Here is a 21,422-nt window from a genome sequence, read left to right as displayed (position 1 = left end):
CTCGGCGCCCTCCAGGGCCTCCGCCTTACGCGCGATCAGCGCGTGAGCCTGAGCGGCCAGGGACTGCCGCCAGGTCGGCCCGGCCCGGCGGGGTGCCGGATCGATACCGGCGGTGTGCAGGGTCTCCCTTGATTCTCGCTGGTCACCAGCAGTCGAGCGTGGTACCGGTTCTCCTACCGTCGATCCGTCCCTGGTTACGGGCTCGTCCGTGGGCGAACGTTGTGTTCATGAATCTTTCCTTCTCCCACGACCATGTTGGTCTCAGCGTGACCGCCGAGGACCTCAACGCCACTGTCGAGTGGTACTCCAGCAAGCTCGGCTTCATCGTTGACCAGCGATTCGACTCTCACGGCACGACGTTCGCCTTCATCGTCAACGGTGATGTCAAGATCGAGTTGATGGCGGGCGCATCGAGCCGCCAGGCACCGACCGACAACGTGCTGACGAGCATGGACCCGTCACGCCTGCACCACTTCTGCCTCGCCGTCGAGGACCTCGATGCGACCGTGTCCCAACTGCGCGACCGAGGCGTGCAGCTGATCGGAGGACCCATGGAAGTGCCCGCGATCGGTCAGCGCATCGCGTTCATCACCGACAACATCGGCACCATCATCGAGCTCGCTGAGCCTGGCCCCCGCTCCTCCGACCGGCGGAGCTGATCGTGGCGCGGGCGACTCCGCCGGTGGCCGCCGTTCCGACGACCCGCCCGCGGCAGCGACCCCCCGAGCGCAGGAGTAGGCCGGCCGCTCGGGTTCGCACAACGCCGGGCGACCGGGCGTCGACCTCGGCCAGCGCCACGACAGGCTGCTCACCGCCGTACGTCTTGCTGACGCGTCCGATACTGACGGAGCAGCCTACGGTGTCTTCCGGGAGGGGCAGCGCTATTGGTCGCACAGGGCGGTGTCGAGGGCCTTTTCCACGTTCTTGTGCGCCTCCAGGGTGGTGGCCAGGGCGGTGACGGCGATGGCGGCCGCCCTGCCGTCCTTGGTCACGGCGTTGCGCGTGCTGTAGCCGGGGGCATCGCCGCCATGGGTCCAGGCGAAGCCGCCGCAGCTCAGCTTGACCGTGGACAGCCCCAGGCCGTAGCGCCCGCCCTCGGTGGCGCCGGAGTCGGGTGCGTTGACCGTCTTCTTCATCTCCGCGAGCTGTGCGGGTTCGAGCAGCTCGCCGTTCAGCAGCGCGACCAGGAAACGATTGAGGTCGCCAGGGGTGCCGATCAGCTGCCCGGCGGCCCAGCCGGAGGACGGGTCGAAGGTGGTGACGTCGATCCAGGGCTGGTTGGGCTTGGCCGCGAAGTAGCCGTGCGGGTGCGGGCCCTGGATGCTCTTGTCACGGGCGTCCGGCCAGTACGTGTCACGCAGGTCGAGGGGCTTGATGATCCGCGAGGTGATCTGGTCGCCGATCGAACGGCCGGTGACCTTCTCCACGATCAGGCCGGCCAGCACGTAGTTGGTGTTGCTGTAACCCCAGCCCTTGCCGGGCTTGAACAGCGCCTTCTTCTTCAGCGCGTAGTCCACCATGTCCTGCGGCTTGAAGTACTTGCGCAGAGTCTTGAGGCCGTCGACGAACACGATCTCGTCATAGTCGGGCAGGCCGCTGGTGTGCTGGAGGATCTGGCGTACGGTGATCTTGCGGCCGTCACCGGCCTTGCCACGGACCAGCCCCGGCAGATACTTCTCGATCGGCGTGTCCAGCTTGATCTTGCCCTCGCCGACAAGCTGCAGCACCACGGTGGCGGTGAACATCTTGGTGTTGCTGGCGATCCGTACCCGGCCGTCCTGCGGGACCTCGCTCTTGGTCTTCAGGTCGCCCACGCCCGCGGTGAAGAACTGCTCCTGCCCGTAGGTGTCCCGCAGCGTGGCGAGCGCGGCCGGGAACTTGTCCTTCTTGACGAGGTCGTCCAGCGCCTTCTGCACGGGCGCGACGGTGCCGTCCTCGGCGGACGTCGCGACGCTCGCGGCCGGAGTGGTCAGGGCACCGGCGAGGGCGAGGGCGCCGAGGGCGAGCAGGGCGGTCGGGCGGGGCTTGAACATCAGGATTCCTCAAGGGGGTTCGTCATTCGCTGACCCCCACAGCTTGTCGCCGGAAAGATCACCTCCTCGATCCCATAGGCTGGAGTCTCTTGGTATAGCCAGCACTACCAAACGCGCCGAACGACGAGACGCTCGAAGGAGGAACTCCCATCGAGCGTCTCTATGTTTGCCGCCGTGACCAGCATTCACCTACCGGGCTTAACGCCTCGGACGGTCATCGTCCGTCTACAGCCCGGCGCACTGCCCCGACTTCGGGCCGGACACGGTATTCGGCTGGCCGGCGTTGCTCGGCGCAGGGGAGTTCCCCGCGCACGACAGTGGCCCGCCGATGTGGTTGCCGGCGACGATCGTCGCCGCCGTGTTGTTCTGCAGGACGAGCGGGCCGCCCACGGTCGTGCCTTCGATCGTCACCTGACCCGTCGTGCCGGTGACCCTCACCGGGCCCTTGATCGTCGCCGGCGCGCAGTCCCCGTTGCGGTTGCCGATCCAGACCCGCGTCCCACCGGTCAGGCTGGCCGGCCCGGACACTGTGGTGCCGCACAGCAGAACGTCGACTGCCCCGGACGCCGTCAGCGGGCCGCGCACCTCGGACCCGGACGCGTAGAGCCCGGCACCTGTACGCACGGTCACGGGTCCGGTGATCGTCGCGTCATCGAGGCACGTGACACCCGAGGAGACGGTCAATGGGCCATGGTGCGTCCCGGTGATCGTCTTGGTGCAGGACGGGACGCCGGTCGCGATGAACGGCACGGCCCAGGTCTGGTCCTGATAACTGTAGGTGACGGTTCCGTGGTACACCTGGTCAGCCGGATAGGAGTGGCTCCCGCTGACCGACATCAGGCTTCTACCCTGCCGTTGGCTCGCCACGTAATCGCGTCCCGCGATGCCGGCCGGCTCCGTCGGGGATCCGTCGCCCCAATCGATCACTGCCGCGAATTCACCGGACGGAATCGAGCCGGCGGTCATACGCGCCAGGGGTGCATTGCTCAGGGTCTTGTCCGCGCCGAAACGGGCGACCGTCCCCATCGACGCCGTGCTCCAGGTGACCTGGGATATGGTGCCGAAGTTCACGTTCGCGAACGCCCACCGGGGTCCCGCCACGCTCAGCCGCTGCCGATACGCGTCGTAGTCCTGGGTGAGCGTCTTGGGGGACCAGGCCTTTTCCAGGATTCCGGCCAGCCGCGGGAAGACCATGTACTCGTTCGTGGCCAGCCCACGCATCTGCTCGCCCCAGATGGGCGCCTCGATGCCGAGGATGTCCTCCGCCTTCGGCCCGCCGTAGGCGGGTTGAGCCCAGACCGACCGGTACTTTTCGTACACCCATTCCGGGTCCCACGAGTAGGACTGGAGAAGTTCCGTCCGCGGCGTTCTGCCGGGGGACCCGTCATACCCGAAGTCGAGATAGGCGTTGTATTCCGGGGTCACGATGACGTCCCGGCCTTGGTTGAACCACTCAGGCTTGATGAGAGGGGGCCCACCGCCGGTGTAGTCGGACCAGTAGTGGTTGATGGAGGTGGAATTCGGTGCGTATCCCTCCAGCGCTGGGTTCCAGCCCATCATCCGCTTGCCGTTGTCGTTGACGATGATCTCCATCTGCCCGATCCACCACATGTAGTCTTCGTGGCGCATCCCGATGGCCTCGTCCCCGCCGATGTGGATGATGGGTGCGGGAGAGATCGCGGCAAGCTGCGCGATCGCGTCTCTCCAGAACGCGAGGGCCCGCGCACTGGCCGGGTCGTTCGGATCGGTGCAGAACCGGTCGGTCTGGGTCTGGCCTTGGCAACCCATGACCGCGAGGCCGCCCAGGGATCTGACCGCCGCCGTGGCATGGGCCGGGCCCTCCAACTCGGGGACGATCTCGATGAACCGATCGGCCGCGTACTTGACCAGGTCCTTGAAGTCCTCCTGCGTGTAGAAACCCGCGAGGCAGCCCGCTCCGTTGCACCCGGTGCCGTCCAGCGCCGGGTAGCCCTTGATCTCAAGGCGCCAGGACTGGGAGTCGCTCAGGTGCAGGTGCAGTTGGTCGCCCTTCAACGCTGCCAGTTGGTCGATCATGGATCTTGTTTCGGCCACCGTCAGGAAGTTACGGGCAGGATCGAGTTGGAGACCTCGATGCGCATATCGTGGGTAGTCCACGACCGTTATGGGCTGTGCCGTCCATGGCCCCATGCCAACAGTGGGCGAGTAGCTCGCCGCCGGCAACAATTGCCGAAGGGTCTGAAAGCCGTTGAACAGGCCGTGCGCCTTCGGGGCCACGACTTTTACGCCCGCACTTGACACCTTGAGGGAGTAGCCTTCGGCCGCGGCGACCTCGTTGCCCTGTGGAAGGCCGGGCACTGGCGCGAGGGTGAGGGCGATATCGGCGGCGGTGGCAGAACCTGTCACCACGGGGAGTCCGTACCCGGTAGCCGGCCGCAGGTAGCCCGCAAGAACCTCAGCCGTGGCAGCGAGGCCACTGCCCGAGACCACGATCCGGGATTCAGCCGTGAGCTCCCACGGCTGACCTGTGCCGGGCGTCTGCCGCACCGGCACGGGAATGATGTGACCCACGACCGGCGCCGGCTTGGGGCCGGACCATACCTCGAACTCGTTGATCGTGTATCCGGTCACGGAATTCGTGGCCAGGGCCTGCATCCGGACGCAGGAGATCGGGTCCTTGCGGTCGATCACCTGGGAATCCTTGTCGCTCGGATTCACCACGTGGGCGACCGTCGACCACGTTTGACAGTCGGCGTCGGTGGCGACCTGTAGGTCGTACTCCGTCGGCTTGGCCGCAGACGTCCAGAGGCTGAACACCTCGTGGACCGGGGCGGGCTCGGCCAGCTTGACCTGGAACCAGTCCTGCGCCGGGTCATAGCCATCCCCGACCGACGCATAGTTCGAGGTCCAACCGTTGTGGACGAAGACGTCGACGGCGTTGGCGGGCGCGTACGTCGCATCGGGCCTGGTCATACGTTGGGACTTGGCGGAGGCGACCGCACCCGGCAGGAGGGCGAGATTGACGCTCTCGGAAGGTGAGGGATCGGCGGAGGTCGTGGGCGTGTCGGCGAATGCCTGTCCCACTGTCAGCGGGACGAGAAATGCGGCCAGAAGCGCACCGATTGTCAGAGCGGAGAATGCGCGGGGCCGAGACCGATGGCCTCCGCCATACCTCCGCGCGCGTTTCGGCGATAAGAACGAGAACTTCACGTCACTCCTTACATCGGGGTGCCGCATACCTCCAGCACAGGTCGCATTCGGGCATTGATTGGCATGTCCGGTCCACCCGCTCGACATGGGAGTGTCCGTGCAGGTGTCTGATCGGTGCTGGGCGGTGTCACGGCCTGGAGGGCGACCGTCCCGGCGATCCTCTCGCTCGACTCGATTACCGCCTCCTTGTCCTTGGGGGGGTGACTGGTCTGTACCGATTGGTGGCCAGGACGGCGGATATATCCTTTTTATAAGGATCTTGGGTCAGCTTAGACAGATAGCACGCCTTGGTCTATACCGCCGAGCATCGGATTCGCAACGACGGGGAGCGTGGGCCCGGCAACCGGTCTATACCGGGATGCCGGTGACGCGTAGCAGCCACAGTGGTACGGTCGCCGGCTTCGGCAGGCGAGCCGATGAAGTTCCTGGACGCGCTGTCGCGCCCTAACGTGTGCGCCTCTTCGATCACCACCAGCACCGGCGGGCGCGACCGGCCGTCCTTGCCGATGGGTTCGTCGCGAGCGGCTGACCAAGACTCGTTCGATCGCGTCCGACGCCTGCCGGGGCGGTCACGTCCGGGTCAACGTACGCAGGCTGAAGCCCAGGACTCCGCCGGGGCCGTGGTGAGGGGGCCCGCCGCACGCGCTGCCGGCGAGTGCTGCGGCACCCGTCACTCCATCACCTTTCGTACGGTGTCGACGATGCGTGTGACCGTGGGGATCGTCGCGTCCTCGAGTGTGTCCGAAGACGGGAGCGGGACGTGCGGAGTGGTGATCCGGATCGGGGCCCCGTCGAGGTCGCCCCAGATCTCCTCGACGACCACCGAGACGATCTCGGCGCCCCAGCCGCACAGCCGCGGGTTCTCCTCCACGGTGAACAACTGCCCGGTCCGGGCGACGCAGTCGAGGATCGTCGCGGTGTCGAGCGGGACCAGGGAGCGGACGTCCACGACCGTCGCGCTGATGCCCGCCGCGGCGAGCGCGTCGGCGGCCTTCAGCGCCCGGGGCACCATCGCGGCCAGGGCGAGGATGGTGCAGTCGGTCCCCTGCCTTCGCACCTTCGCGGTGCCCAGGGTGTCGACGATCTCCCCGTCGGGAACCTCCCCCTTCATGGGGTACAGGCCCTTGTGCTCGAAGAACATCACGGGGTCCGGGTCACGCACCGCGGCCGCGAGCAGGCCGATGACGTCTTCGGGCGTGGACGGAGCCACCACCTTCAGGCCGGGGACGGCCATCGCCCAGTTCTCGAGACTCTGCGAATGCTGGGCACCGAACCGCAACCCGCCACCGTTCCCGGTCCTGATGACCAGCGGGAGCGAGACCTGCCCGTTGCTCATGTAGCGGGTCTTGGCGATCTCGTTGGCGATCAGGTCCCAGCACACGGCGAGGAAGTCGGAGAACATGATCTCGGCGATCGGGCGCAGCCCGGTCATCGCCGCGCCCATCGCGGCGCCGAGTATGGCCTGTTCGGAGATGGGCGTGTCCGCGACACGCTGCGGGCCGAACCTTTCGAGCAGCCCGCCGGTCGCCTTGAACACGCCACCGGCCGCGCCGACGTCCTCACCGAGGAAGACGACCCTCTCATCGTGTTCGAGCTCTTGTGCGATGCCCCGTGCCACGGCGTCGCGGTAGGTCAGTGGCGCCATGCCGAGTTCCCTTCAACGCAGGTGATGAGGATCGTCAGTTGCGCCATGCCGAGCCTCCGTCAGCCCACACATCACGATCGATGAGGGTCAGGTCCGGCTCCGGCGCGTTCTTCGCTTCCTCGGTCGCGTCGTCCACCTCACGCAGGACGTCCTCGCCGATGCCTTTCAGCACTCCCTCGTCCACGCCCTTGCGCAGCAGATGCGTCCGATAGGTGAGGAGCGGATCCCGGCGCAACCACGGCTCGACCTCCTCCTCTGGGCGATACTTCGCGGGATCCGCCCGCGAGTGCCCGCCGTGCCGGTAGGTCAGCGCCTCCAGCAGCACCGGTCCCCCGCCTGAGCGCGCGTGCAGGAGTGCGTCCCGCGCGGCGGCGTACATCTCGGTCACGTCGTTGCCGTCGACGACGATCGAGTCGAGGCCGTACGCCGGCGCGCGGTCGGCGGCCGGGCGGGGTACGGCGGTGACGCTGCCGATCGGCGTGTACTCCATCCACTGGTTGTTCTCGCAGACGAAGACGACCGGGAGCTTCCATGTCGCCGCGAGGTTGAGTGCCTCGTGGAACGCCCCGATGTTGGTCGTGCCGTCGCCGAAGAAGCAGACCGCGACCTGGTCGGTGCCGCGCAGCTTCGCCGACCACGCGGCGCCGTTGGCGATGGTCAGGTGCGCGCCGACGATGGCGTACGAGCCCATGACGCCGTGCTCGACGCTGGTCAGGTGCATCGAGCCGCCCTTGCCGGCCATCAGGCCGGTGGACCGTCCGAGCAGCTCGGCCATGATGGGCGCCATTCCCACCCCTCTGGCGAGGGTGTGCGCGTGCCCGCGGTAGGTCGCGAACGTCCAGTCGCCGGGGCGCATGGTCGCTCCGAACGCCGCCGCGATCGCCTCCTGACCCAGCGACAGGTGGCTGGTGCCCTTGACCATGTTCTGCAGGAACAGGTCGTAAGCACGCTTCTCGAACCTGCGCAGCCGTTCCATGGACCGGTAGAGCTCGAGCTCGGTCTCCGCGTCGACCTCGTGCCGGAAGGTGGGCGTCTCGGGCAGGCCCAGCTCAGTAGGGGTTGGCAACGAAGAGCTCCTCTGCCGGGAAGAGGGTGATGACCCGCGGGCCGTCCTCTGTGACGACTATTTCTTCTTCGATCCGTGCCGCCGAGTAGCCGTCGGAGGCCGGGCAGTACGTTTCGAGGGCGAACACCATGCCCGCCTTGAGCTCGACCGGGTTCTCCAGCGAGTTCAGCCGGCTGATGATCGGCCGCTCGTGCAGCGCGAGGCCCAGACCGTGACCGAACTGCAGGCCGAAGGCCGACATCTCGTTCTCGAACCCGAAGTCCTCGGCGCGCGGCCACAGGCGCGCTATCTCGTCGGTTCCGACGCCGGGCTTCACCGTGGCGATCGCGATGTCGATCCACTCACGTGCCCGCTTGTAGGCGTCGCGCTGGGCAGGGGTGGAGCGGCCGACGGCGAAGGTCCGGTAGTAGCAGGTCCGGTAGCCGTTGAAGGACTGGATGATGTCGAAGTAGACCTGGTCCCCCGGCCGGATGATGCGGTCGGTGAAGTTGTGCGGGTGGGGGCTGCAGCGCTCGCCCGAGACCGCGTTGATGGCCTCCACGTCGTCGGAACCCATGTCGTACAGGCGCTTGTTCGCCAGTGCGACGATCTCGTTCTCCCGGATGCCGGGCTTGAGCGCGTCGACGATCGTCTGGTAGGTGCCGTCGACCATGGCGGCCGCCGTGGAGAGGAGCGCGATCTCGTCGTCCGACTTGATCTGGCGCGCGTCGAGCATCACCTGCTGGCCGTCTCGTACGTCGAGGCCCAGGCGTCGCAGTTCGAAGAACATCGATGGCTCGGCGACGTCGACGCCGATGGGCAGGCCGGCGACGCCGGCCTCCTCCAGCAGTCCCTTGATCTCGCGGGCGGCCCGCTCGAACAGGCCCGCCTCCGGCGCGACGGATCCGCGCAGACCCAGCATCCCGGCGCGTGAGTTCTCCGGCCGCAGCCAGGGCGCGTACAGCTGGTGGTGCTTGGCGGCCGATCCGAAGTCCCACAGGACCGGCTCGGCCTCACGGGCCAGCAGCGCGTATCGGGCCATCTTGTCCCGCGCCCACTCCCCGATCATCGTCGAGGTGATGTAACGGATGTTGTTGACGTCGAACACGAGCAGCGCGCCGAGTTCGGAGGCGTCCAGCGCGGCGCGCGCCCGGGCCAGGCGGTGGTCGCGTAACCGGCCGAAGCCGACCCGCTGTTCGAAGTCCACGCCCATCCGTCCGAAGGCCGGCACGAGTGGCCCTGTGTCACCGCTCATCGTGTCTCCTCACTCGCCCGAGTCACTGCCTGAGCTCTGTCCGAGCATTTGCCCACGTCACGTGTACGAACCACGTCACGTGTACTAGCCGTTCGCGTGTACGCGCCACGTCACGTGTACGAGCCGAGACCGTCGTCGACCTCCGCGGTCTCGGGCTTCAGTTCCAGGCCCGCGGCGGCGGCCATCTGGTCGAGCAGGACGGAGAAGTCCTCCTCGCTCCGGCCGCCTCCGATGGTGGCCTGGACCAACTGCTGCGTCAGGGCTGCCACGGGCATGGACACGCCCAGTTCAGCGGCCGCCCTGAGCCCGATGTCGAAGTCCTTGCGCAGCAGAACGGGGGTGAAGGTGGGGGTGTAGTCGAGTTTCACGAGTGCCGGCGTCTTGTAGCGGGTGAACGTGGAACCCATGACGCTGTCGTTGAGGAACCTGAGGAAGGCCGTCCGTGAGACGCCTCCCTTCTCGACGAGCACCGTGATCTCGGCGAGCGACTGCGCCACGACGCCGAGCAACAGGTTGTGGCAGATCTTCACCAGCCGGGCCGTCTCCCCCTCCCCCACGTAGGAGGCCGAACGGCCGATCGCGCCGAGCAGCGGCGCGACCTTCTTGTAGACCTCCTCGGGACCGGAGACGACGAAGCTGAGTTTCCCCGACGCCACGACCTTGCCGTTGCCGCTCACCGGGGAGGCGAGGAACTCGGACCCGCGCTGCCGAGCGGCCGCCCGCATCGCCGCCGAGGTCTCCGTCGACACCGTGGAACAGTCGACGATGATCGCGGGAACGGGACCACCCGCGGTGAGGAGACCGCCTTCGCCGAGCAGCACCTGCTCGAGGTCCTCCGACGAGGACACCATCGTGAAGACCACGTCGCGGTCGGCGAGCTCACCGATCGACTCGGCCACCTGTGCCCCGTCGGCCACGAGTGCCTCGGCCTTCGATCGCGTCCGGTTCCACACCGCCACGTCGATGCCGGCCCGCGCGAGCCGACGTGCCATCGCCGCGCCCATCCGGCCCGCTCCGATCCACCCGACACGCAGCGGCGGGAGTGGTACAAGGCTCATGCGGACTCCTTGCAATCGATTGCTACGAACGTACTGAGGCACTTATGCAGTGTCAAGGCTCACTCACCCGCTCCGAGCTGGGCCGCCACCCAGTCCGCCGATTTCTGACGGTGCTGTGCCGCGACGTTCATGCACCCGTGGTTCCCGTCTTCGAGGAGCAGCAGCCGGGTCGTTCCTCCCGCCTCCTTCGCGAGACGGGAGGCGTGCCGCCACGGAATGAGCCGGTCACGCCTGCCGGTGACCACGAGCAGCGGGCAGGTGATGGAGCCGGCCCGCCCTGCGAGGCTGAGCGTGTGCGCGATCTCGCGCGCGTGCTCGTCGTTCTCCGCTCCGGATCGGACACGGAACGCCTGTCGCGTGAGGTCCGGCAGCTGCCCCCAGCACTCACCGAAGTCGTAGGGTCCGGCGAGCGCGACACAGGCGCGCACCCGGCTGTCGCCACTGGCGATGCGAGGGGCGTAGTAGCCGCCGAGGCTGACGCCCCAGACCGCGAGCCGGTCCTGGGCGACGTCCGGCTCCGCCGAGACGGCGTCGAGGATCGCGCCGCCGGGGACCTCCCAGTCACCGCGGATCGGAAGGTCGTACTCGGCTTCGCCCTGCCCGGGGCCGTCGACGCTGAAGGTTCCCACGCCCCGATCGAGGAAGAGCGCCTCGGTCGATCGGAACTCCTCCTTCGCGGAGTCCAGGCCCGGGACCATGACCACCACCGGGTGCGGCCCGCGGCCGCGGGGCAGGCGGAGCACCCCGACGAGGCGGGATCCGTCGAACGGGATCTCGATGCGCCGCCCCGGCGGATCGAGGTACGGGAGCGCGGCGTCGAGGCATCGCACCGCGGCCAGGTGCGCCTCGCGCATCTGGACCTGGTCCTGGACGAAGAGGAACTTGCCGAAGTGGTGACAGACGGCGGCCTGGACGTAGTGCTGCCCCGCCGACCGGAGGCGCCCCTCCCGCATGGCCTCGGCGCCGAGCGCCTCGTACTCCGCCCCCACCGAGGACCACGCGGAACACCAGCCGTCCCAGTCTTTCAGGCCGGACAGCACGCGTTCGAAATCCGCGACCGCGACCCCGTTCGTCGTGAACCGCGGGGCCCAGTGCGAGACCGCTGAGGCGACGAGCTCGTCCATGATCCGCTCCTTCTGTTGCAATCGTTTGCATACTCCTCGATCATATGAGTCATGTCAACGTTCCCCAGGGAAACACCCCCCGCCCCGTTCAGCATCGGAGAGCTGCGTTCCAGACGTGCGCTCATGCGAGCCGCCGCCACGGCGCACGGTGCGGAGGTCGTGCTCGCGTACGGTGCGAACCGGACCGGCAGCGCGATCCCCTGGCTCACCACCTGGCCGGTCACCCGTGAGGCGCTCTTCGTGCTCCCACCGGACGGGGCGGGGCAGCTGCTCGTGGGATTCCACAACCACGTGCCGGACGCACGGCGCACCGTTCTCGACGCCGGCCTCGGCGATGCGGTCGGCCCGATCGGCGACGACCCGGCACACGCCGCGGTGCGGGCGCTGAGGCGGCTCGGTCCCGCGCGCCCGGTCGGCCTCGTCGGACCGGTCCCGGCCCGGATACGGGACGCCGTCGGCGAGTGGGCGAGCGCCGTCGTGGTGCTGGACGAGCACTACACCCGCCTCCGTATGGTCAAGTCCGACGAGGAGCTCCGGTGGCTGGAGCACGCGGCGGCCCTGACCGACCTGGCCGCCGAGGCTCTGCTCGACGCCGCCGGGCAGGGGGCCGATGAGCGGGAGATGGTCGCCGCCGCGGAGCACGCGTACCGCACAAAAGGGGGCACACATCACATCTGCTACGTCACGACGACGTCGATGAGCGCGCCCGACCGCTGTGTTCCTGCACAGTGGCCGAGCGAGCGCAGGACGCGACCCGGTGCGGTCGTGATATTCGAGCTCAGCGCCGGCTGGGGTCCGGACCACCCCGCCCAGTTGCTGCGCACCGCGACGGTCGGCGCCGAGCCCACCGCGCTGTACCGCCGCCTGCACGAGATCGCCGAGACGGTCCGTGACGAGGTCATGGGCCGTCTGCGCGCCGGGGTCCTGCCCGCCGAGTTGCCGGCGAGCCTGCGGCACGTCCGGGCGGAGGGAATGACGACCGTCGACGACCTCATCCACGGGCTCGGCGGCGGATACCTGCCCCCTGTTCTGAGCGGGCGGGACCTCACACCGCGTGGCCTGCACGCCGAGCCGCTACGCGCGGGGACGACTCTCGTGGTGCAGCCCAACATCTGTACTCCTGACTTCCGCGCCGGCGTGCAGACCGGCGAGATGGTCGTGGTCACCGACACCGGCTGCCGCTCCCTGCATCGGTTCCCGCCCGGCCTGCTCACCCTTCCCTTCGCCCCTTCGACGGCTCGGGACCGTACGGCTGCTCAGGAACGGTGAGGGGCTACATCAACGCGGCGAGCTCACCCTCGGGCTCGAGGACGAACAGCCCTCCCTCCATGCGATCGGTCACCCAGACGAGGCCGTCGCGATCGACGAACAGGTCGTTCGCCTGTGGAGCGGCCTGACCGGGTGGCGTCTGGGAGATCCAGTGCGCGATCTCGCGTGGCCGGCCAGGATCCTCCAGGTCGTAGACCCGGACGCCGGCGCTGAAGTACGTCGCGAAGATCAGACGTCCGCTCTGGAACGACCCTCGGCGGTTCTCGTGCAGGCAGTGTGGCCCGTATCGCAGGGGCAGTCCGGTGAAGTCGCCCTTCGGCTCCGGGAGTGCCCCGAGATAGCGCGGGTTCGCCGGGTCGAGGACGTCGATCAGGTGGATGCGCCGGGCCGGGGCCCACGGTCCGTCGTGTTGCTGCTCGTCGGTGACCACGAGCAGGTTCCTGCCGGGCAGTGGAAGGCACGTGTGCGTGGCGCCGCCCTCCCATCGGCAGAACCCGATCGCCCGGGGGGAAGAGGGGTCCGCGATGTCGAGGACCACGAGGTTCGCGTCGTCGTAGCCGAGGTAGGCGAGGTCGCCGTCGAGGAGCGCATGGTGGGCCGCGTGCCGCTGTCCGGCCGGCCACGTCGGTTGTTCGCCCGCGGCCGCCCACTGGCCGGGCCACCACCACCGGCCGGCCTCCACCGGGTGGTACGGGTCCGAGAGGTCGAGAATCACCCAGATCCGGTCGGTGAAGCCGTCCGGCGTGACGGAAACGTAGGCGAAACGCCCGCCTTCCCACACGATCCGATGAACCCCCTTGCCGGAGGACCGCCAGAACGCGATCTGTCTCGGCGCGAGCGGATCGGCGAGGTCGTACACCGCCAGGCCCGCCGAGTGCTGCCCCAGCGGTGCGGTGGGCCGGTATGGAAATCGCTCGTGATTGGTCAGCAGCAAGCCGTCGGCGACCTGCACCTTGTGCGTGTGCGTGTGGTCCGGCGCGGCCCACTGGTCCACCAGCTTCGGCTGCCGGGGATCCGATACGTCGAGGATCGAGGTGCCCGCCCTCGATGTTCCCGTATGACCGACGTACACGACGTCCTCATGACGCATCACCTGCATCCCGTCGCCCTGACCGGCGAGATCGTGATGTGCGAGCAGTCGCAGGCCCTTCGCCTCAGCCGTCTTCACGTTCATCGGTCACATGTCCGCTAGCGCGGGGTTGAGCGGCAGGCCCAGGGCCTTCTGCGCACGCCAGAGCGGGAGGAGATAGGTGTACTGGCGCCAGTCCGTACCCTCGGGCACCGTCTTGTACGCGATCTGGTCACCGATGAACTTCTCCATGTCCGCCGGCTTGAACCCGCCGTCGCTCACGTGGTAAGCGGGCGCGTTCTCCGCCGCGTACGCGTCCGCGTACTCGGTGGGGATGTCGAACTTCTTGGCGCGCATGATGGTGAGCACTTCTTCTTTGTTGGCCTGGTCGGTGATGAACTGACGCGCCTTCAGCGTGGCGGCGAGGAAGGCGGTCACGGTTTCCGGGCTCTCCTGGAGCAGCTTGGTCGCGGACCAGCCGCTCTGCGGCACTTCGCGGGTCTCCTCGAACAGGACCTTGCCGCCCGCCTTCTCCAGCACCGTGCGGTGGCGCAGTTGGATGCTGGCGCCGTCGACGGTACCGGTGATCACCGCCTGCAGCCGTTCGTTCGACTGGCCGCCAGTGCTGACGATCTTGACGTCCCTGTCGGGCTCGACGCCGTTGTCCCGAAGCAGTTGACGTATGATCGCGTCGTTCCTGCTGCCGAACTGGCCGCCGGTGATGGTCTTGCCCCTGAGATCGGCCCCCGAGTTGATCCCCTTGCCCACGCCCAGGACGTTCGCCTCACCACCGAGGTAGACCGAGAGGAATCGCAGGTTCTGATCGCCCTTCCTGGCGGCGGCGATGGCGGTGTCGGTGTCGTACAGGGCCAGGTCGAGTGAGCCGCCGATGAGCGGCGGCAGCGGGTCCTCGATCGTCTTGATCTCGACCGTGTCGATGCCGAACTCCTTGAAATAGCCCTTGGAGAGCGCGACCTCGATGTCGTGGTGGAAGAGGTAGTACGGGTTGTCCACCCCGACCACGAGACTCTTCTTGACCTTGCTCTTGTCGATCGTCCCGTTGACGTCGGCCTCGGTCTTCGGCAGGTTGGCCTTGCTCGCGTCCATGGGCCCGGCGCTCGCGGTACCGGCGCTGTCGCTGGAGCCACCGCATCCGGCCAGCGAACCCGCGAAGAGGAGCGACACGCCGACCGCTCCGATGCTTCTGGTTAACCTGTTCATTCGCTTGACTCCTACTCTGCCGATGACGAGGTCCGGGTCTGGGGGCGACATCGTCGGGGAGGATCCGGGAACGCGATCAGGTGCGCAAGGTGTCTCTCCACGGCGCGGCGCGTTGCTCGAGCAAGCGCATGGACTGGATGAGGCCCACGGACATGACGGCGAGGAGGATCAGGACCGCGTACAGCATCGGCGCGTCGAACTGATCGCCGGCCCGGTCGAGGATGAAACCGAGGCCGTTGCCGCCTCCGCCGAGGAGTTCGCCGATCAGCATCCCGACGAGGCCACGAGCGATTCCCTGGTTCACGCCCGCGATCACGAACGGCAGCGTGAACGGAAAAATGATCTTTGAGTACGTCTGTACGCGGCTGGTACCGAACACCCGTCCTGCACGCAACAGCGAGGGGTCGACGGTCTTCACGCCGGCCATGCAGTTGACCATGATCGGGAAGACGGCCGAGAGGACGATGATGGTCAGCTGCATCGAGTTGTCGAATCCCATGATGAGGATCAGCAACGGGATCAGGGCGACTCGGGGCAGCGACGCCATCGCCCACACGTAAGGGCTCAGGATCAGGTCCACGACCCTGCTCGCGCCCATCAGCAGACCGACGGGAATGCCGATGACTATGGAGATGGTCAGCCCGATCAGGAAGTTCGAGAGGCTATGCCATAGCTCAGGCAGGATCGTCCCATCGACGAAACCGTGATACATGGCCGAGAACATCTCCGACGCCTTGGGGAAGAACAGCGCGTTGATCACCTCGGCACGTGCGAGGAGCTCCCACAGCAGGAAGAACACCGTGAGGTTGGCGATGGTGACCGCCGCGCTCTTGAACGGCGCGTACTTGCTGACGGTGATCGTCTCGACCTGAGTGATCCTCTGGGTGCTCTGTTCGGTCGGCGCGACGTGCGTCACGTGGTCTCACCCTCCCGCTGTGCGACGGACTCCCACTTGGCGCCGAGCGCCTCGTCCGAGAGAAGCTTCCAGAGGTGGCTGCGGATCTCACCGAACCTGGCCGATCGCTTGGAGTCACTGCGCTCGTCGAACCGGGGACGCGGCAGGTCGACGTCGATGATCTCCCGGATCGTCCCCGGGCGGTTGGACACCACGACGATGCGGTCGCCGAGCGTGATGGCCTCGTCGATCGAGTGGGTGATGAACACGACGGTCTGCCGGGTCTCAGCGATGATCCTCTCCAGCTCGGCCTGCATGGCCTCCCGCGTCATGGCGTCGACGGCACCGAACGGTTCGTCCATCAGCAAGATCTCGGGCTCGCCGACGAGAGCCCTGGCGATGCCGACCCGCTGACGCATGCCGCCGGAGAGCTCATGCGGATAGGACTTCTCGAATCCGGCCAGCCCCACCAAGCTCAGGGCGCTCGCGATCCGGCGCCGCCGCTCGGGCTTCGGGACATGTCCACGCCGGTTCTCTATCGCGAACTCCACGTTGCGTTCGACGGTTCGCCACGGCAGCAGGGCGTAGTCCTGGAACACCATCGCGCGGTCGGCCCCTGGGCCGTCGACCTCCACGCCTCGTACCTTGACCACGCCGGAGATGGGTTTGACGAATCCGGCGATCAGGTTGATCAAGGTGGTCTTGCCGCACCCGGACGGGCCGACGATGGCCAGGAACTCGCCCTGCGTCACCTTGAGTGAGATGTCGCGCAGCGCGATCAGCCGGGTGCGCTCACGCTTGTTGTCGTATCCCGCGCTGACCTCGGCCGCCTCGATCAGTGTGGACCCGACGGTACTCGCGTGCTCTTTGGCCGGACGATCGGTTTCATGAGACCCGACGTGCACCATTTCAGCTCCTTGCCCAGCCCGTGCGCGGCGCTTCCGTGCCGGCATGAGCGGACTGTGACGCGATTCACACTGCAATCGTTTGCGGTACGGTACCTAATGATTACGGCGGCGTCAATGACTTCTCACCCGGGTCCGCCCATCCCGGTGCGCGCGACGCGCCTGAGACATGTGCGAGCCGATCTACCTCCGCCCGGTGTTCGCCGACCTCGGAGGCGGCGTCCGCCCGGCGACGGTGGGATGCCGGCCGGCCGCGGTCGGTGGATAACAATCGTTTGCTGTACCCTGTCGCGGAGGAGGTGCACCATGCGGACGTTGCGGATCGGCACGTTCAGTCCGTCCGTGGTGCTCGGTGTCGCCACGGAGACCGGAGCACTCGGCGATGCCGCGCTCGCGATCACCCAGGTGCCCGCACGCAGCTCCCCCGAGCAGTTCACCGCGTTGCTCGCCGGCGAACTCGACGCCGTCATGACCAGTCCGGACAACGTCCTGGCCTACCGGTTCGTCGCGGACAACCCGCTCGGACGCACCTCCGACCTGCGGATTCTCGCCGCTGTGGATCGCGGGCTCGGGTTGTCCCTGTTCGCCGCCCCCACCGTGAAGGACATCGACTCGCTGCGCGGGGGCGTCCTCGCCGTCGACGTACCCACCTCGGGCTTCGCCTTCGTCGCCTACGAGCTGCTCGCGCGGCACGGCGTCAGGGCGGGGATCGACTGCGAGGTCATCGCGCTCGGATCGACTCCCCGGCGCGCCGAGGCGCTGATCGAGGGACGGTGCACGGCGACCGTACTCAACGCGGGCAACGACCTTCGCGCCGAGGAAGGCGGCTGCCACCGGCTCTCGCGCGCCAAGGAGCTCGGCCCGTACGCCGGGACGGTCCTAGCGACCACGGCGGAACACGAGGAGGAGTGGCTCGCGGCGCTCGTTCGCGTGATCGTGGAGACCTCGGCCCGGCTGGCCTCCGGAGACCTCCACGAGTGCGCGTCCTCGATCACCGGGAAGCTCATGAAGCTGGGCGACGAAGACGTCCGGCGGTACGTCCAACTGCTCACCGACCCCGAGGAGGGACTCGTCATCGACGGCCGTATGGACCAGGAGGCGCTGGACACACTGGTGAGACTGCGGATGCGCCACCATGCCGGCTCGGCCGGTCTCGCCGACGCCCTGCGCCGCGACCCCGGGCTCCTGGACGAGCGATTCCTGCCCGGATCCGCGTCGTGATGCCTCCCCCGCCCCCCGCCACCGAACCCAGCGTCCACACCGGGTCCGTGGCACGGCGGCCGACTCTCAAGGACGTGGCCAGTGAGGCGGGCGTCCACGCGGCGACCGCCTCCCGCGCGCTGAACCCCGAAACGCGTCACCTGGTGAACGAGGAGACGGCACAGCGCGTGCACCAGGTCGCGGAGTCACTCGGCTACCAGCCGAACCCCATCGCCCGCAGCCTCAAGACGGCGCGTTCCTCAAGCATCGGCCTGATCATCCCCGACCTCACCAACCCCTTGTTCCCACCGATCGTCAGAGGCATCGAGGACGTGCTCGGCGGCGTCGGCTACATCGCCTCGATCATCAACACGGACAACGACCCCGTCCGTGAGACGGCCGCCATCGAGTCCCTCAGGAACCGGAATGTCGAAGGCTTCATCCTCGCGACGGCGCGTCTCCACCATCCGGTCGTCGAGCGACTGGCAGCCGAAGGCACCCCCACCGTCCTGGTGAACCGCAGGCTCGCGCTGTCCGATGTCCCCTCGGTGACAGGTGACGACGCAGGCGGCGTCGCGATGGCGATGCGCCACCTCGTCGACCTCGGGCACCGCCAGATCGTCCATCTCGCCGGTCCGCAGGACCTGTCCACCGGGGTGAACCGGCTGCGTGCCTTCCGGCAGGCGCTGGAGGACCACGGGCTGGAGGACTCCCCGTCGCGTCTGAAACTCTGCTCCGCGTGGGCCGAGACCGCCGGCGCGCAGGCGGTCACCGAACTCCTCGACGACGGGGTCGAGTTCACCGCCGTCCTCGCGGGCAACGACCTTCTCGCGCTCGGTTGCTACGACGCCCTGGCCGAACGTGGGCTGTCGTGTCCGGACGACGTCTCCGTCGTCGGATTCAACGACATGCCGTTCGTCGACAAGCTGCGCCCTCCGCTCACGACGGTGCGCATTCCTCACTACGAGGTCGGGGCCGAGGCCGCGCATCTGCTCCTGGAGCGGCTGCGGGCCCCCGGCCGAACGGCCCGCTCCATCCTGTTGCCGCTCACGCTGGTGAACCGCCAGTCCACCGCCCCGCCACACCGGCTCTAGTCACCGGACGTCGCGGACGGGCGGGTTGTCATGTGGAATGTCGGTCCGTGGAGCGTTGACCTGGAGCTGGGCATTGCCGTCTCGTGCAACCTTCGACATCAGCCCTCCTGCGCCCGCCGCCCCAGGGACTGCGTGCACCCGGTTGGCGCCGATGATGTTGATTTCGCCCCAGGACCGGCGGTCATGTCCGGTCACGGTGGCGTTGTGGACTGATCCCGCGGGCTCGTTTGAAAGCGGCGCTGAGCGCGAACGCGCTGCCATAACCGACCTGACGGGCTACGGTGTCAATCGTGGCGTCCGACTCAATGAGGAGATCGGCGGCCAGGTCGATTCGCCACCCGGTGAGGTATGCCATTGGTGGCATGCCGACGAGGTCGGTGAAGCGGCGGGCCAACGTCGCTCGGGACACCCCGGCCCGCCGGGCGAGCGCGGCCACCGTCCAGGGATGGCCCGGGTCGCTGTGTATGAGTCGCAGGACGGGCCCGACGACGAGATCCCCTTTGGCTCGGTACGAGGCCGGCGCATCGGTACCGGGCCTGGTGAACCATTCGCGGAGAATGGCGACCAGCAGGAGATCGAGAAGTCGTTCGAGCACGAGATCTTGGCCCGGCTCGTTTCGTACGGTCTCCTCGGCGAGCAGCGACACCAGCGCGGATTCGACGTGGGCGGCACTGGGGATGACCAGAAGCGGCGGCAACGCGCTGAGCAGGCGCGTGGCGATCTCGCCCGGTCCCCGGCACTTGCCGATCAGCAGCACCGACGAGTCGTCCGCGCCGTCGTCGCAGGTTCGCCTGCCGTTGACCCAGGTGCGCACACCCATGTCCGCGACCTCGGGCAGCTGCGCGCCCGTCGCGGTCGTCCGTCGGGGGCCGGACTCAACGACCACCTGGATCGGCGTGCGGGGATCATCGGCGAAGGTGAACACGTCCGGGCCACGCATCACCGCGATGTCGCCTGCGTCCAGTCGCACCGCATCGCCAGTGCTGGGTACGACCCAGGGCGTCCCTCGCAGGATGGCCACTACGTTGAGCGGCGCCCTGTCCCGTACCTGCACCGACCACGGTGGGTTCAGGATGGACCGTAGCACGAACGCGCTCCTGGCCCTGGCTCTGTCGAGCAGGATCGACAAGGGGTCCATCGGCGCAGTATAAGACGCACCATTATGGGCCTGCGAGCCTCGACCATGGCCCGTAGCCCGGCATTCCGGCAGATTGTGGATCATGACAGTGACTGCACCGACAACGTTGGTCCTCGCGGGGACAGGCAAGACCGGACGCCGGGTAGTGTCCGGGCTCGTAGCGCGTAACGTGCCGGTACGGGTTGGCTCACGGCGTGCTGAGCCGCCTTTCGACTGGCAGGACGACACCACATGGGAACCCGCGCTGCGAGGCATCGACGCTGCTTATGTGGCCTTCTATCCTGATGCGGCGTTCCCCGGCGCGGCTAGGACCGTGGGTTCCTTCGCAGACCTCGCGGTGGCCTGCGGCGTCCGGCACCTCGTCCTGCTCGCTGACCGCGGTTCTGCCGAGGCCGAGCGGTGCGAACAGGCGGTGCGGGACTCCGGTGCGGAGTGGACCATCGTGCGGGCGGGGTTCATCACGCAGAACTTCAGCGAGGCGTTCCTCGTAGAGCTGGTCCGGGCCGGTGTGGTCGCGCTTCCGGTCGGCGACGTCGCGGAGCCGTTCATCGACGCAGAGGACATCGCGGATGTCGTCGTCGCGGCGCTGACCGAGAACGGCCATGCCGGCCGGATTTACGAAGTAACCGGACCACGACTGCTCACCTTCGCCGATGCCGTCGGCGAGATAGCGAGGGCGACCCGCAGGGAGGTTCGTTATCTGCCGGTCACGCCCGAGCAGTTCGTCTCGTCGCTGACCGGACGAGGTGTGCCGGCCGAGTACGCGACGCAACTGGCCGGCCTGATGGTCGAGGTCTTCGACGGCCGCAGGGCCCACGTGACCGACACCGTCGAGCGCATTCTCGGCCGCCCGCCCCGCGACTTCACGGAGTATGCCCATCAGACCGCCGCGACCGGAGTCTGGAAAGCCCATGCTGAGCCCTCTGGTGGAGCCTGACGTCGGGAAGTCGGAGCACAGCTCGACCAGGCCCGACATGACCATCGGCGGCCACGGTCCCATCGCCTGGTTCAGGTGCCCGTCATGTGGCTGTCGATCTACCCGGCCCTGACCCTCGCGTTGTGGCTCTTCGAACACTTCGGTTTGTCGCAGCTCGCCCTGCCGCTGCGCACGCTCATCCTGACCGCCGTACTCGTGCTCACCATGGTCTACGTACTGATCCCCGGGGTCACGAACGCGCTGAAGCGCGCGACGCGGGTCGATCGCCCGGATCACCGGGAAGCGAATGCTCTTCAGGTAGCCGGCTGACTTGTGGGCCCGCCGCAGGCGGGCCCACAAGTTCTC

General features: G+C 67.8%; 18 protein-coding genes. 6 read left to right on the top strand and 12 right to left on the bottom strand.

What is annotated here, in order from left to right:
- Positions 1-227: 227 nt before the first annotated feature.
- Positions 228-659, top strand: a complete 432-nt coding sequence (locus ITP53_RS00475) for a VOC family protein (protein ID WP_195893234.1) — start codon at positions 228-230, stop codon at positions 657-659.
- A 222-nt stretch (positions 660-881) separates the two neighbouring features.
- Here ITP53_RS00475 and ITP53_RS00470 read toward each other — a convergent pair whose 3' ends face one another.
- From ITP53_RS00470 to ITP53_RS00435, 7 genes are all read right to left on the bottom strand, one after another.
- Entirely contained in the window at positions 882-2,033 is a 1,152-nt protein-coding gene (locus tag ITP53_RS00470; RefSeq protein WP_195893233.1) for a serine hydrolase domain-containing protein, read from the bottom strand.
- 225 nt (positions 2,034-2,258) lie between these two features.
- The gene (locus ITP53_RS00465; RefSeq protein WP_195893232.1) at positions 2,259-5,222 is read right to left on the bottom strand and encodes a family 20 glycosylhydrolase; all 2,964 of its coding nucleotides are present in this window, start codon (positions 5,220-5,222) and stop codon (positions 2,259-2,261) included.
- Between the two features lie 670 nt (positions 5,223-5,892).
- Positions 5,893-6,867: an alpha-ketoacid dehydrogenase subunit beta gene (locus tag ITP53_RS00455; RefSeq protein WP_195893231.1), complete on the bottom strand. Its 975-nt coding sequence runs from the start codon at positions 6,865-6,867 to the stop codon at positions 5,893-5,895.
- Between the two features lie 34 nt (positions 6,868-6,901).
- Positions 6,902-7,933, bottom strand: coding sequence for a thiamine pyrophosphate-dependent dehydrogenase E1 component subunit alpha (locus tag ITP53_RS00450; RefSeq protein WP_207755367.1), 1,032 nt, complete (start codon positions 7,931-7,933; stop codon positions 6,902-6,904).
- Positions 7,917-9,167: a M24 family metallopeptidase gene (locus ITP53_RS00445; protein WP_195893230.1), complete on the bottom strand. Its 1,251-nt coding sequence runs from the start codon at positions 9,165-9,167 to the stop codon at positions 7,917-7,919. Before ITP53_RS00445 ends, ITP53_RS00450 begins: the two co-directional genes overlap by 17 nt.
- A 110-nt stretch (positions 9,168-9,277) precedes the next feature.
- Entirely contained in the window at positions 9,278-10,225 is a 948-nt protein-coding gene (locus tag ITP53_RS00440; protein ID WP_195893229.1) for an NAD(P)-dependent oxidoreductase, read from the bottom strand.
- A gap of 59 nt (positions 10,226-10,284) precedes the next feature.
- Positions 10,285-11,349 (bottom strand): alpha/beta hydrolase family protein, encoded by a 1,065-nt coding sequence (locus ITP53_RS00435; RefSeq protein WP_195893228.1) that lies wholly within the window; start codon positions 11,347-11,349, stop codon positions 10,285-10,287.
- A gap of 51 nt (positions 11,350-11,400) precedes the next feature.
- Here ITP53_RS00435 and ITP53_RS00430 point away from each other — a divergent pair, with 51 nt between their 5' ends.
- Entirely contained in the window at positions 11,401-12,618 is a 1,218-nt protein-coding gene (locus ITP53_RS00430; RefSeq protein ID WP_195893227.1) for a M24 family metallopeptidase, read from the top strand.
- Positions 12,619-12,622: 4 nt separating this feature from the next.
- Here the strand turns inward: ITP53_RS00430 and ITP53_RS00425 are convergent, their stop codons facing one another.
- The 4 genes from ITP53_RS00425 to ITP53_RS00410 all read right to left on the bottom strand — a co-directional run bounded on the left by ITP53_RS00425 (position 12,623) and on the right by ITP53_RS00410 (position 16,711).
- A complete protein-coding gene (locus ITP53_RS00425) occupies positions 12,623-13,792 on the bottom strand; it encodes an LVIVD repeat-containing protein (protein ID WP_195893226.1) in 1,170 nt (389 codons plus the stop codon).
- 3 nt (positions 13,793-13,795) lie between these two features.
- Complete coding sequence (locus ITP53_RS00420; RefSeq protein WP_195893225.1) at positions 13,796-14,908, bottom strand: ABC transporter substrate-binding protein; 1,113 nt, start codon at positions 14,906-14,908, stop codon at positions 13,796-13,798.
- Between the two features lie 76 nt (positions 14,909-14,984).
- Positions 14,985-15,707 carry an ABC transporter permease gene (locus ITP53_RS00415; protein ID WP_195893224.1) on the bottom strand — a complete coding sequence of 241 codons (723 nt, stop codon included), beginning with the start codon at positions 15,705-15,707 and terminating at the stop codon, positions 14,985-14,987.
- A 113-nt stretch (positions 15,708-15,820) separates the two neighbouring features.
- Entirely contained in the window at positions 15,821-16,711 is an 891-nt protein-coding gene (locus ITP53_RS00410; RefSeq protein WP_195893223.1) for an ABC transporter ATP-binding protein, read from the bottom strand.
- Positions 16,712-17,014: 303 nt separating this feature from the next.
- Between ITP53_RS00410 and ITP53_RS00405 the strand changes: the two genes are divergently transcribed.
- A complete protein-coding gene (locus ITP53_RS00405) occupies positions 17,015-17,929 on the top strand; it encodes an ABC transporter substrate-binding protein (RefSeq protein WP_195893222.1) in 915 nt (304 codons plus the stop codon).
- Between the two features lie 47 nt (positions 17,930-17,976).
- The gene (locus ITP53_RS00400; RefSeq protein WP_207755366.1) at positions 17,977-19,002 is read left to right on the top strand and encodes a LacI family DNA-binding transcriptional regulator; all 1,026 of its coding nucleotides are present in this window, start codon (positions 17,977-17,979) and stop codon (positions 19,000-19,002) included.
- Positions 19,003-19,183: 181 nt separating this feature from the next.
- Here ITP53_RS00400 and ITP53_RS00395 read toward each other — a convergent pair whose 3' ends face one another.
- On the bottom strand, positions 19,184-20,140 hold the full coding sequence (locus tag ITP53_RS00395; protein ID WP_195893220.1) for an AraC family transcriptional regulator: 957 nt from the start codon (positions 20,138-20,140) through the stop codon (positions 19,184-19,186).
- An 82-nt stretch (positions 20,141-20,222) separates the two neighbouring features.
- Here ITP53_RS00395 and ITP53_RS00390 point away from each other — a divergent pair, with 82 nt between their 5' ends.
- Together ITP53_RS00390 and ITP53_RS00385 are read left to right on the top strand one after the other, a co-directional pair.
- Positions 20,223-21,077 carry an NAD(P)H-binding protein gene (locus ITP53_RS00390; protein WP_195893298.1) on the top strand — a complete coding sequence of 285 codons (855 nt, stop codon included), beginning with the start codon at positions 20,223-20,225 and terminating at the stop codon, positions 21,075-21,077.
- Positions 21,078-21,161: 84 nt separating this feature from the next.
- Complete coding sequence (locus ITP53_RS00385; protein ID WP_207755365.1) at positions 21,162-21,386, top strand: hypothetical protein; 225 nt, start codon at positions 21,162-21,164, stop codon at positions 21,384-21,386.
- Positions 21,387-21,422: the final 36 nt, after the last annotated feature.

This window comes from Nonomuraea cypriaca (assembly GCF_015645445.1).
Lineage (GTDB): Bacteria > Actinomycetota > Actinomycetes > Streptosporangiales > Streptosporangiaceae > Nonomuraea > Nonomuraea cypriaca.
Note: the sequence above shows the minus strand (reverse complement) of the source record. Positions and strands in the feature narration are given on the sequence as shown.